The sequence below is a fragment of the Candidatus Vicinibacter proximus genome (assembly GCA_016713905.1).
GTDB lineage: Bacteria > Bacteroidota > Bacteroidia > Chitinophagales > Saprospiraceae > Vicinibacter > Vicinibacter proximus.
In genome coordinates, this window is sequence record JADJOE010000003.1 from 1,097,252 (window position 1) to 1,110,729 (window position 13,478).

Below are 13,478 nucleotides of genomic sequence, written 5' to 3' on the forward strand. Positions count from 1 at the left end.
TGTGTAGGTCTGTGATGGGTAGACCTTGGAGATGTGAAGGATGAATTTCGGTTAGAGTACAAATAAATAAAATCCAGTGAAACACATTGACAGCTTCGATCTCTCCTCGTTACTTAGAAATAAATTATACGATTAAATAAGTATTTATTACTTTTGAATAAATAATATAGCTTAAATATGAAAATAACTAAAAGTCTCTTATTATTTTTATCAATCATCCTTTGCAATGCAGCGATAGCTCAAACATTAGTCATTGATTCAAGTTTCGGAACGAATGGATTAATTGAACAGCGCACAACTGTATATTTTGACAAATTACTAAATACTGATTTATTAAACAATATATATTTCATAGATGATAATCAAATTTATTATTTTGACAGTCATGGAAATACAAGAAAAGATATACTTCATTCTTCTCCGGAAACTTATGTCAATAGAGAAAGTTTCTATGGTGGAAACATGTTAACTATTCTTCAAGATAGCCTTTTAATTATTTCATACATTAAACTGGTAACTGGTAGCTTTGCGACCTATGTTAGACAGATTAACCTCAACAATCCATTAGATTCGAGTTCCTGGAATAAAGGCTTATTAAGAATTAATGAAATTAATTCAAATAAGAGACCTTTAACAACAGATTTAAAGCAGAATTTATTTTTCGTATTCCCAAATTTTAGTGCAGGAATAAATAATTATGACTTCAACTTAGTGTCAGTTGATCAGACTGGAATAAACGGCTCACTAAAGTTCAATAAACCTACATCTTGTAATCAACTAGTCAATTATTATGATATTTCAACTCCAATCGTAGATTTAAATAATAATATTTATTTCAGAATATCTTATTTCTGTGACCAAAATCTAGCTGACTACCTTATCAAGCTTAATTCGAAATTTAAAATAGACAGTACTTTTGGAAATAATGGATTTTTGCAAATAATTGATACTTTTTGCAAACCACCTGTCTATGCATTTATTGACAATAGAGTTGCAATAGATGAGCTTAACAATTTATATTTGATTTATTACAATGGAACTAGTCCTTCAACACCTTTAGAATGCAGAAAATTCGATAGCAATGGAATTGAAGATGCCAATTACAGATTCAATGCAAACAAAAATATTATAAAATTTAGAAAATTTAGCGCTGAATTTGCTTCATGCTTTGATGATAAAAAAGCTATATTGTACTTTGTAACTTATGACGAACAACTAAATGAGTCTACATTACATAGCATTAGCAAGGATGGAAAATTACTTGATCAATATTTACCAAATAAACCTCTAACATTTACTGGAAAAGTATTTTCTTTCTTGGCATTAGATTCTGGTGGATTTTTATTAGGTATGAATTACAAGGATAGTTCTACTATTTATAAGTTGAATTATACAGAAATAGCAAATGCAACATCGAATTACTCTTCCTTGAATGCTCCAGTCAATATAAATGCAAAAAATGCTATTATCCAGATTTCAAACACACATAAAAACATTCGATCTTTGACTATTTATGATTTTCAAGGACGTTCAGTACTTCAGATCAATAATAAAGAAGAGATCGCTGATCCTATAGAAATTCATTCATTGACTTCAGGCATTTACTTCCTTCATTTGGAATTTGCAGATAATTCGTCATACGTACATAAGTTTTATAAATAGATTCAATTTGCTCTCAATTACTGCATAGCAGAAATTACATTAGTATGGTGAGGAACTATTTAAAGTAATCTTTGGTCGTTCTCTTACACGTGAAGTAAGTACAGTTGGTAATATCTAGTGAAACTTATCGATTCACTTAATCTGCTTAAACTGATAGATTAAATTATCTTTGATTACCTTTTGATTTACAAAAAAAATAAAGTTTTCATCTTTAAACAATTTAACTAGAAGGATATCAAAGAAAATATTTCTCTTCTAAAACAGCGCAATCCAATTATTGTAATTTGTGCTTGCGCTCCTAAAGTGTTCCAAAAAAGTATACACCCCTTTACCAAGGCAACAGTTAAGCTTCAACTGCAATGCCATTGGAACTAAAAGTCTTGATGTCTGCCTTGACTTTTCTTTCCTCACCCTCTGGAACATAAGTCCATCTGTGAGACATCTCTACAATTTCTCCTGTTTCTGGAACTAAATAGTCATAAGCTTCACAATCCTCCTTTACAATTCTGGCTGGAAGTTGCTTTCCTACCATTTCCGCAGCAATCAGTTTACTAAAAGTTGACGTAATGGTACACTTCTTTGCTGTTGCATAGAAATTACCTGTTTGCTGAGACCTGACCATTTCCAGATCTCCTGGCAGAATAAGTACTACAAATTCCTCACCCTGCTGATTTTGCCTTACGGCATAGCCACTAACTGTTACCATTTTAAAAAATTAATAAATTAAAAAATCCCCATTTTGAAGGGGGGAGGATATTTTACCCTGCCAAGGTTTATGGGGGGTGTGGGATGCCAGGTAGTAAGGGGGGGGGCCCTAAAAGAGACATTGAAAAGAGGGGTAAAAAAGAGGTTGGCAGTATATAGAAAAAAAATAAAAAATCAATTACTACCTTTGATTTTCAGTTTATTAAGGTTCATTAAAGTTCTTCAAAAGTGAAACCCTAATGAGACCCAAAAACAAAAAACCCCTGCAAATCATTGACTTACAAGGGCTTTATGTGATCTGTTTGGGACTCGAACCCAAGACCCACGGCTTAAAAGGCCGTTGCTCTACCGACTGAGCTAACAGATCAGCTGTTTCTTTTCAAAAACGAAGTGCAAAAATAGGTTTACAGACCATTTTTTCCAAACATTTCCGCTTATTTCACAAATAATATTTTTTTATCATATCAGGCATCCAGTTTCACCCTTTCCCTTTTCTTGTTGGAATGGAATGCCATTTGGATAAATGGACCACGCATAAACTCTTCTGGATCAATACTCGACTGCAATATTGGACCCTTATATTTTCCAGTTAAAAGCATCCTGGCACATTCTAGCATGGGTGCCGCAGTTGTAAGTTGAATGCCCTTTAATAGGTGAGATCCGACTTTTACTGGGTCAATACTCATACTTTTCTCCTTTTTCCTAAGAACTCCTTTAGAATCCTTTCCCTGAACACTTGCATAAAGAACAATAAGATCATCCTCTACATGTGGTATGTGGTCTTTCATTCTTTCTAGCAAACGGTTCTCTGCTCCCTGACTTTCGCCAACAATCTGCAACTGACTTCTCACCCAGTCAAAATGCCCCGGATAACGAATGGTCTTATAATCCAGATTAGTTACCTTTTCCTTAAAGAAGTCAGGCAAGTCAGCCGCACCCCCTGAGGTGTAGTCATCTTCATAAGGTATCCCATCAATGATTAAGTGCGTTGTTCCGGACAAAGAAGGAACTCTTAATTTCTCATGATTTCTGACCACAACTGCATCCTTAACATATTCTGTTGCCACGCCAATTGGACTCCAGGTAAATCCATAATAATGAGGCCCGGTCACTACTCTTGTCAGTGCCCCAACTTTCATGGCCATATAATCTAACCTGTCAGATTGAAACTCTTCAGAAAACTCCTTATATAACTGATGCGCCAATACGTTGATAAATCCTGGAGCAAGACCAGCCTGCAGAACAAATCCGGTTTCGGCACCTTTGGCCATTTCTAAGATTTGATTGGTTTCCGCCACATATTCCGTCAGGTTTACATAGTGGAGCTTATATTTTAATGCAAAGGCAGCCATCCTGGGAGCTTCTCCTCCCGGCAAACAATCAAGAAGGATGTCCCCAGAACTAAAAACATACTCCATTTGATCGGTAAGTAAGTCAGGATGAATATGAAATGGCTCAATTTGAACAATTGAGGATGCGCCCTCCTGAATCCATTGAGAAACTTCCTTTGCTGCCTCATAATTAATGTCTCCTATATAAATATCGGCGGCCATATCAGGTACTTCTGCAAGGATCAATCCAACAGCTTTTCCTATCCCCCCGGCACCAGCAATAATAACTTTATGTGATCCCACCATAATTTTTTTTTAAAACACAAAATTAAGACCTGAAATTGCAATAGAGGCTAAAATAGCCTAATCTAATAGCATAAAGATATGTTAATAAATAAATTACATATTATACTAATTTAAATAAATATAAATATTTTCATATTATGATATTTTATAATGTGTATTTTGCACTCTTTCAAGTAAAAATAATTTATAAAAAATTATAATATTATAAAATAGTCATACATTAGCGCAGGTTTTAATACATAATCTACTATTTATCATGGCAAGGTCAAAATCTGCAAAACGTTCATTTTGGGATCAATGGGTCAAGTGGCTGAAGGATGAGAGGGTCTCAAAAATCGCTGCTATGAGCTCTTTTATGGGCGCTATCTATTTACTCATCTCTTTTATCTCTTATTTGTCCACATGGAAAGCCGATCAGGACAAAGTACTCGCATTATCCTGGCGTATTCTATTCAAGTCCGGTTCTGAAGTTGGGAATTGGTTAGGAAGACTTGGCGCTCTATCCTCTCACTTCTTTTTTTATTATGGATTTGGTATCGCATGTTTCTTGCTTATTCCTGTAATCGTACATCTTGGTTTTAGATTCCTGAAAAGGTCAGGATGGCTTGGTCTATTGAGATACAGCACACATACTTTAATGATCATGGCCCTGTTGTCTATGATTCTTGACTTTATCCTGCAAGATCAAGGGTTTCCATACGGTGGATCTTTCGGAAGCAGAACTAATGATTTACTCAGCAATTTTGTTGGGGAAGTTGGTCTAGGAGTGACTTTGATCTTCTCCCTGATAAGTTTCATTATATGGTTCTTTAACCCAAGTCTCCAAAAATTGCAATTTCAGACGCTTGGAGGTTCTGAATCAGATAGTTTTTTGGACTGGTCTAACGCCTTTAAATGGAATAATAATTCAAATCCTTCTGCGGATATTGCTTTAACACCCAATGAAATCTATCTAAAAAACAAAGCAGCCGCTAATCAATCTGCCGGAATTGAAGTGGACTTTGGAGATTTTGCCGAAAATGCCGGTCTGGCGGCAACCATTGGCTCCAAAGCCGATCAAATAATTAACCCCTTTGGCCCAAGCCTCGAAATAGAAACAATCGCTCCTACGGAATCCATTACTACAAAAGATCCAGAACAAAGCGAATCTCGACCATCATACCAGCCTGTCCCCGATGACGAGGACGGCTGGCATGACGAGAGCCATACGGGTCCTTATGATCCAAGAGCTGATCTAAGTACTTATGTAATTCCGAGTTTGGATTTGCTAAATGACTATAGCGACCAAAAATTCGAAATAGATCGAAGTGAATTGGAATCTAACAAAAACCAAATCATCGCTACTCTCCTGAATTATAAAATTGAAATTCAAAAAATCAAAGCTACGATTGGACCAACCGTTACGCTTTACGAAATCGTACCTGCTCCGGGTGTCCGAATCTCACGCATCAAAAGTCTCGAAGATGATATTGCCCTTAGCTTATCCGCTCAAGGCATAAGAATCATTGCCCCCATACCTGGAAGAGGAACCATAGGTATTGAAGTGGCAAATAAAAATAAGCAAATGGTTCCTCTCAAAGAACTCCTTAAGTCTGACCGATTTAACGATCAGAAAATGGAACTACCTATTGCTTTAGGTAAGAATATTTCAAACGAAGTGGTGGTTGCTGATCTGACTAAAATGCCCCATTTGCTTATCGCAGGAGCAACAGGTCAAGGAAAGTCAGTGGGCATTAACACTATTTTGATGTCCTTACTTTATAAAAAACATCCTGCTGAAGTTAAGTTGGTTCTAATTGATCCAAAGAAAGTAGAACTTCCAATTTACTCTGTTATTGAAAAACATTTCCTCGCACAACTTCCAAACCAGGATGAAGCAATTATTACCGATACATCCAAGGTAATTTATACACTGAATTCTCTGTGTATTGAAATGGACCAGCGCTATGAATTACTGAAAATGGCAAGGGTAAGAAATCTATTGGAATACAACGACAAATTTGTAAACAGAAGACTTAATCCTCAAAAGGGACACAGATATCTGCCTTATATCGTCTTAATTATCGACGAGTTCGCAGACTTGATCATGACTGCAGGAAAGGAAGTGGAATTACCTATCGGCCGTTTGGCACAATTAGCACGTGCAGTTGGTATTCACCTTATCATTGCAACTCAACGACCATCTGTAAAAATTATTACCGGTTTGATCAAAGCCAACTTTCCGGGAAGAATAGCTTTCAAGGTTTCTTCAAATATTGACTCAAGGACCATCCTTGATTGTGGCGGTGCAGAAAGGCTAATAGGACGAGGAGACATGTTGTACAGCGTTGGCTCGGATATGATTAGACTACAATGTGCATTTGTTGATACGCCTGAAGTCGAAAGGGTAATAACGCATATTGGTAATCAAAGAAGCTACGGCGAGCCTTATTACTTGCCGGAATACAAAGGGGATGAAGCGGATGGAGCAGAGAATTCAATCGTCGCAGATGATTTAGATGAAATGTTCGAAGAAGCTGCCAGACTAGTGGTACAAAGCCAACATGGAAGTACCAGTATGATACAGCGTAGACTAAAACTTGGATACAATCGTGCCGGAAGAATCATGGATCAAATGGAAGCGCTTGGGATTGTGAGTTCCGGGGAAGGAAGCAAACCGCGTGAAGTACTCTTATTTAACGAAATAGAACTTGAAAACCTACTTCAAAAGTTCAAAAGAAAAACCTAGTCTTTTTATTTTTTTTTCGTCTTAGACCAACTGAGATTGATAGTAGATTACTGCCCCGGCCGACCTCCGGGGCTTTTTTTTTGTTTAAATTCAACAAATTAAGTCCTTGATAATTGAAATCTAAATTCAAATGTCGACTTTCGCACAGTTATGTTACCTCTCGCAGAAAGAATGCGTCCTCAAAGTCTGGAGGACATCCTCGGACAAGATCACTTACTTAGCTCAGGAAAGCCTCTTAATTTAGCATTGTCAGGTGGACATCTACCTTCCATGATCTTTTGGGGTCCTCCGGGTGTGGGTAAAACCACTTTAGCACGGTTGTTAGGAAAACAATTTAATCGCAAATTTTTTACCCTAAGTGCAATCTCAGCGGGTGTCAAAGATCTGAGAGAACTGATCAATGAGGCCAAAAGCCAAAAATTCTTTAACAGCCCCTCTCCTATCTTGTTTATTGACGAAATCCATCGTTTCAATAAAGGTCAACAAGATGCTTTGCTGGCGGCCGTTGAAGATGGAACGATTGTTTTGTTGGGTGCCACAACTGAAAATCCAACTTTCGAAGTGAATGCAGCCCTTTTGAGCAGAATGCAGGTTTATGTGCTGAAACACTTGGAAGAACGGGATCTTGTCAAACTTATAGAACATATTGCAGATAAGGACGAACTTTTCCAAAACAAAAAAATAATAGTATTGGAAACCGATTCTTTGGTTGAATTATCCGGTGGAGATGCCAGAAAACTATGCAACATCATGGAGATTGTTGGCAACTTACCACTATCTGAAATAAATATTACCAATGACCTTATCCGCCAACTAGTCACTCAAAACATGGCTATTTATGATAAGTCAGGAGAAATGCACTACGACCTCATTTCAGCTTTTATTAAATCAATACGAGGCAGTGATCCCCATGCAGCCTTGTATTGGCTTGCCCGGATGGTGGATGGTGGAGAAGACCCACTTTTCATTGCGAGAAGATTACTGATTCTGGCAGCAGAGGACATTGGACTGGCAAATCCAAACGCACTCTTGATGGCCAATACTTGCAAAGATGCCATTCACTTTGTGGGGTGGCCTGAATCCAGAATAATCCTTGCAGAAACCGTTATTTACTTAGCTTGCTCTCCCAAATCCAATTCTGCATATCTTGCTATAGAAATGGCTATCAGTCTAGCCCAGTCAACAAATACCGCTCAAGTTCCTTTGCACTTACGCAACGCTCCCACCCAAATGATGAAAAATATTGGCTACGGAAAATCTTACGAATACAGTCATCATCACCCTGGTCACTTTATCTTTCAGGAATATATGCCGGAACAGTTGAGTAGTAAAACTATCTTTAAACCAGCTGAAAATCCCAATGAGCAAAAAATGAAAATGAGCTTGTTGGAATGGTGGGGTGAAAAATATAAATAAAGCTTGTAGTTAACCCTTTACCCAATTTTTATTTTATATTTTTATTGGAAGATCAATGATATCAACTGACTTATTCCGACAATAAAACGCTATTTTTCAGTAACTACATTGAAAATATCCTTGCTGAATTTTGCTTCTTCCGGCTTGATTTTACCACTTACAATCAATCTGAATTCACGACGGATTTCTGCTTCGTTGAATAATTTCTTCTCTTCCTCTGTTTCCGGAACTATAGCCGGGATAGGTTTTGGCCTCAGAGTCCTGTCATCCAATGCCACAAAAGTAAAATAGGCCTGATTTGATTTCCTGGGCTCAGCCACTAGTATACTTCTGGTAAAAACCTCCATAAATATTTCCATGGAAGAATTAAATGTTCTGGAAACTTTTGCCCGAATGGTTACAATATCTCCTAGTTTTATAGGCTCATGAAAAGTCATGTGGTCTACTGAAACGGTTACAACGTGCGCACCGCAATGCCTGCTTGCGCATATTGCGGATGCTATATCCATCCATCTCATTAAATTACCTCCCATTAAATTTCCTAGAACATTGGTGTCATTTGGTAAAACCAATTCTGTCATTTCCGTAATGGAGTCACTTACTTTTTTCATTCGTATATTTTACTCTTTATTGTTTTTTCAAGCCCAAATGTATGTAGAAAATGGTTCGTAAAGATTTGTTTAATTTCTCCCATTTCAACTACCATTCCCAATTCCCTTTGAATAGATGTAACTGTCTTATTTTCTTCTTGTATCCCACAAGGAATGATGTGGTTAAAATAATTAAGGTTCGTATTCACATTTAAAGCCAATCCATGCAAACTAACCCATCTGCTCAAGTGTACGCCAATCGCACAGATTTTGCGTGCCCGGTCACTTTCTGGATCAAGCCAAACTCCTGTATATTGAGGTAACCGTCCACCAATAATCCCAAATTCTGAAAGTGTCAAAATCACAGATTCTTCGAGACCTCTCACATATTTGTGTACGTCATTAAATATTCTGTCCAAATCTAAAATTGGGTAAGCCACTAATTGTCCTGGTCCGTGATAAGTAATATCTCCTCCCCGATTAATTTTATAAAAACTTGCTTGAATATCTCCTAGCTCCTCATTATTAATCTTTAAATGGCTCTCTTCTCCTGATTTACCCAAAGTATAAACATGAGGATGTTCACATAATATCAAGACATGTGGGAACAAATGCTTACCCGATGGATTCCTTTTTTCGGAAATCAACCTGTTGTGAATCTTTGTTTGATAATCCCAGGCCTCCTGGTACCCAATTTGACCTAAATCATGAATCTCTATCTGATTTTCCAAAAGTTTATTTACTTGAATCTTAAGATTTTGTCCTAACTTTGAATATAATTAAACAGCGTTTTCATGAGACAGTTTACTTTTTTCCTTTTTTTACTCCCTTTTATTTGTTCCGCTGCCAAGGCCCCGGATTTTACGATTACGGATTACAACAATAAGACCCACACACTCTATTCAGATTATCTGAAAAAGGAAAAGGTGGTGGTGCTTAAATTATTCTTCGTTGCCTGCCCTCCCTGCAATGCCATAGCACCTTATGTACAACAAGCTTATACTCGCTGGGGTGCAGGGAATGGTCGTGTCCAGTTCATTGAGCTCAGTACTCAAAATTATGATCTGAACAACGCTGTAAAGGGATATGCGCAAAAACATGGAATTACTTTCCCAGGCGCCGGTGTTGATGGAGGGGGATTTGCAGCAGTCGCTCCATATAAATCAGGAACTTTTGGACCTTTTTATGGTACACCCACCTTTCTTGTAATAGCTCCAAATGGTGAAGTGGAATTTAATATAGACTTCGAAAGAGATGATCAGGTAAAATTAGATTCTGCTATTGCCAGAGCACTAAGAGTCTCAAGCGGAGGCACCGGAGGTGGTCCAACACGTTGCGTTGATTCCTTTGGAGTGAAAATTATCTCTCATTTACAACCTGACAAAATGATTGTCAAAGACATTTTTAATGGAAACAATCCAATATTCGAACTCGCTGACAATAAATACAACTGCGAATATTTTTTTCCAGCAATTAGGGATAATTATTATGTAACTCCTTTTAAATCACAAACCGGAGATCCATTAGAATATGTAACCACTGCTGATATCGTTTTGATACAAAAACACATCCTTGGCATTGCACAACTAAACAATCTCCAATTATTAGTAGCAGATGTCAACAAAACTTATTCGGTTACTGCATCCGACATGGCAGAAATTAGAAAACTAATTTTAGGTATCAATTCCAGATTTAAAGCTGTAAGTGATCTTTATGGATTTGCAAATAATCCTGCCGGTAAGAATGGCATTATCTCGGATAAGGTAAAACTTAATGATCTGATTAAAGGGACCGCGAGCAATGAATTTGGCGTGGGAAAATATGGTGATGTCAATGGCGCTGCAATTAAATTTCAGGGAGAACAGCAGGAAAGGTCAATTTGCATGGAAGAATGGATCATAAAGTCTGAAAAAACATCCAACGGTTATTTATACCACATTATCCCTAACACAAACGCAAGCGTTGTTGGATTCCAATTCAGTCTTGCATGTGACATATCATCCATAACGGATGTAATACTTAACCAAAGTCTATCCAATTTCAACAACAACAACTATAAACTTAATGGGCAACGAAATGAATTCATTTGTCTTTGGAGTAGTCCAGACGGATTAGGTGTCAAGTTCGATCTGAATGATCCATTGATCACATTCTCTTCATCGCAAAATCTAAATTTTAAACAAGGCAAAGTACCTAATGAAATTGTTTTAGAGAACGATATTTGTGGAATCTTTTTTAACCACATTTATAATTCAGAACCTGGTGCTCCTAGATTTAGAGTCAATCAAACAGCTACGCAATATGAAATTGACGTCGAAGCCTCTTCCGGAATTGTTGCATTAAAGTTTTTTGATCAATCTGGAATTCATGTTTCTGATGCAAAAATTAAAATGGAAAAAATTAATGAACAAAATATTAAGGCAAATATTTCCAAATTAAATCCCGGGCTTTATTTTGTGCAGGGACAACTAGCAGATGGTTCCATAAAAACAGAAAGATTTTTCAAAATTGATTAGATTTTGGGCAGAAATATTTTAAATTATTTTTTTGCCTTTTATACTTGGCTAATTTATTTCATCTACTTGTTCGAGTTTCAATAAATTTATTGGATTTCCTTTAAGTTGCCTTAAATTTCTCTGTCCAAATAATGCTGTTTGATCATACAGCAGAAAAACTACCGGCGCTTCTTCAATTAAAATGCGATCCATTTCTTGATACAGGTTTATTCTTCTATTCATATCAATCTCCTTTACAGCAGCTTCATACAGCTTATCAAATTCAGCATTTTTAAATCTGGTATAATTTGGTGGTGCGCCATTTTTACTATAAAATACAGTCATAAAACTTTCTTCATCCGGATAATCTGCTATCCAGCTGGCTCTGAAAAATCCAATACTTCCATTTCGCATTTTCTCCCGCAATGTACCTGTCTCCATTAATTCTATTCTCAATTCAATGCCGACTTCCTGCCACTGGCGCGCAATAAATGTCACCAGATCTAAATAATCCTTATTGGTATATATAACTATTTCTTTTTCTAATTTAGGCTTGTTAAAATAACCTGAGACTTGAAGCAATTCTTTTGCCTTTTCTACATTAAGTGAATATCCCCTTACAGTTTGAGGATCATAAGCCATTAAACCTTTCGGAATAAATCCTGCATGTGCAGCGGTACCAATACCATATCTATAAGTCTTTGCCATCAAATCTTTGTCTAATGCTAAATTCAATGCTTGTCTGACCCTTTTATCTCTTATGGCATGTTCCTGTGGAAATGCCTCCAGATTTATTCCAAGATACTCTGTATTTAAATAATCTGATTTTAGAAAAATAAATTGATCCTTTAATTCAGGCCGTAAATTTCCTTCCACCGTTATTAACTGAGAAGCAAAGGAGGATTGGATCCCTGAAAAAAAATCAATTTCTCTTTTAATAAATTCAAGATACGCCGTATTTCTATCTTCAATAAAACTTACCCGCACTCCTTCAAGAAGAGGTAAATTCTTTTTAAAATATTCCGGATTTCTAATTAAAAAGATTCCTTGTCGGTCTATCCATTTATTTAACTTAAATGGACCCGTCCCTACCGGCATTTCATTAAATTTTTTTTGATAAAAATCTACAGCCTCATGAGGAACAATACTACAATATTGCATGGTGAGCAAACTCAAAAAAGGAGAAAATGGCTTTTTCAAATTTACCTCTATTGTAGAATCATCCACTATGTTGAAGGGCTTGATGGAATCAAGTTTATCGATAAAAATCCATCTTCCTGGCGCACTCAGAGCTGGATCTAACAACCTCTTAAAACTAAACTCTACATCCGAACTATTCAATTTTCGTGTACTATCTACTCCAAAACAAATATTCTTATGAAAAAAAATATCATTCCTTAAGTGAAAAATATATTTCATGCCATCATCACTCACGTCCCAATTTTTTGCGATTTCAGGAACCAACCTCATGGAGTCATCCAAATCGAGTAATTGATTATAAATATGGTCGATCAACCAAATGTTATTTTGACTTTTGGCAAAGGCAGGATCTAAGGAAGTAACTGGATTGGGTTGATTGTAATGAAAAACCCTGTTTTTTTTTGGCAGGTTTTCGGGTCTACAATTTAATAAAAACGAAATTGCAGCAAAAAAGCAAAACTTAGAAAGCCTCGAATTCATTCAGAAAAGTAATCATTCTCCTCTCATAATCCTCATCAGATGGCCAATTTTTTAAAATTTTATTGACTCCGGGAATAAGCAAATTGTTTGGAAAAGCTATCATTTGCAGGTACCTGGCAATTCCCATAAAATGATCCAAGCCCCGTTGGTTACTAGATTTTCCCTCTGAGATGCCTACAAGCCCATACTTTTTAAATTTAAAAGTCTCACTCCTTTTTCGGACACTCAATACGTCAATCCATAATTTAAGAATTCCGGGAAAACTACCATTATATTCAGGAATGATAAAAAGAAATTTATCACTTGGAATAATCACTTCTTCCTGATAATCAATCATTTCGATTGACCAGTTTTCCTCATGATACAAATTGGGATTTGAGAGGTCCTTACTAAATTCCTCCAGTTGAATAGTTTTAAAATCAATTTTAAAGGATAAACACAAAGTTTCAACTTTTTGAATCAATTGGGCTGTTCCGCTGTTGTTCCTGTTGGTAGAATTGATGATAAGCAAACTCATATAGGTTAAATAAAACCACATCCCTCGACTTTGGTTCATCACCGACCC

General features: G+C 36.5%; 10 protein-coding genes and 1 tRNA gene. 4 read left to right on the forward strand and 7 right to left on the reverse strand.

Features of this window, described 5'->3' with window-relative positions:
* Positions 1–177 precede the first annotated feature (177 nt).
* Positions 178–1,662, forward strand: a complete 1,485-nt coding sequence (locus IPJ83_12825; GenBank protein ID MBK7881432.1) for a T9SS type A sorting domain-containing protein — start codon at positions 178–180, stop codon at positions 1,660–1,662.
* A gap of 343 nt (positions 1,663–2,005) precedes the next feature.
* Here the strand turns inward: IPJ83_12825 and IPJ83_12830 are convergent, their stop codons facing one another.
* From IPJ83_12830 to IPJ83_12840, 3 genes are all read right to left on the reverse strand, one after another.
* Positions 2,006–2,368 (reverse strand): hypothetical protein, encoded by a 363-nt coding sequence (locus IPJ83_12830; protein ID MBK7881433.1) that lies wholly within the window; start codon positions 2,366–2,368, stop codon positions 2,006–2,008.
* Between the two features lie 293 nt (positions 2,369–2,661).
* Positions 2,662–2,734, reverse strand: a tRNA-Lys gene (locus IPJ83_12835).
* A gap of 97 nt (positions 2,735–2,831) precedes the next feature.
* Positions 2,832–4,004, reverse strand: coding sequence for a saccharopine dehydrogenase NADP-binding domain-containing protein (locus IPJ83_12840; GenBank protein ID MBK7881434.1), 1,173 nt, complete (start codon positions 4,002–4,004; stop codon positions 2,832–2,834).
* A gap of 256 nt (positions 4,005–4,260) precedes the next feature.
* Here IPJ83_12840 and IPJ83_12845 point away from each other — a divergent pair, with 256 nt between their 5' ends.
* Positions 4,261–6,732, forward strand: coding sequence for a DNA translocase FtsK (locus IPJ83_12845; GenBank protein MBK7881435.1), 2,472 nt, complete (start codon positions 4,261–4,263; stop codon positions 6,730–6,732).
* A gap of 150 nt (positions 6,733–6,882) precedes the next feature.
* On the forward strand, positions 6,883–8,148 hold the full coding sequence (locus IPJ83_12850; protein MBK7881436.1) for a replication-associated recombination protein A: 1,266 nt from the start codon (positions 6,883–6,885) through the stop codon (positions 8,146–8,148).
* An 89-nt stretch (positions 8,149–8,237) separates the two neighbouring features.
* Here IPJ83_12850 and IPJ83_12855 read toward each other — a convergent pair whose 3' ends face one another.
* Both IPJ83_12855 and lipB read right to left on the reverse strand, forming a co-directional pair.
* Complete coding sequence (locus tag IPJ83_12855) at positions 8,238–8,759, reverse strand: acyl-CoA thioesterase (protein MBK7881437.1); 522 nt, start codon at positions 8,757–8,759, stop codon at positions 8,238–8,240.
* Positions 8,756–9,487: a lipoyl(octanoyl) transferase LipB gene (lipB, locus tag IPJ83_12860; GenBank protein MBK7881438.1), complete on the reverse strand. Its 732-nt coding sequence runs from the start codon at positions 9,485–9,487 to the stop codon at positions 8,756–8,758. The genes IPJ83_12855 and lipB overlap by 4 nt, the downstream gene beginning before the upstream one ends.
* A 45-nt stretch (positions 9,488–9,532) precedes the next feature.
* On the opposite strand from lipB, the gene IPJ83_12865 reads away from it, so the two are divergent.
* Positions 9,533–11,254 carry a redoxin domain-containing protein gene (locus IPJ83_12865; GenBank protein MBK7881439.1) on the forward strand — a complete coding sequence of 574 codons (1,722 nt, stop codon included), beginning with the start codon at positions 9,533–9,535 and terminating at the stop codon, positions 11,252–11,254.
* Positions 11,255–11,302: 48 nt separating this feature from the next.
* Here the strand turns inward: IPJ83_12865 and IPJ83_12870 are convergent, their stop codons facing one another.
* Both IPJ83_12870 and IPJ83_12875 read right to left on the reverse strand, forming a co-directional pair.
* Positions 11,303–12,748: an ABC transporter substrate-binding protein gene (locus IPJ83_12870; GenBank protein MBK7881440.1), complete on the reverse strand. Its 1,446-nt coding sequence runs from the start codon at positions 12,746–12,748 to the stop codon at positions 11,303–11,305.
* Between the two features lie 145 nt (positions 12,749–12,893).
* A complete protein-coding gene (locus tag IPJ83_12875; GenBank protein ID MBK7881441.1) occupies positions 12,894–13,451 on the reverse strand; it encodes an NAD(P)H-dependent oxidoreductase in 558 nt (185 codons plus the stop codon).
* Positions 13,452–13,478 lie beyond the last annotated feature (27 nt).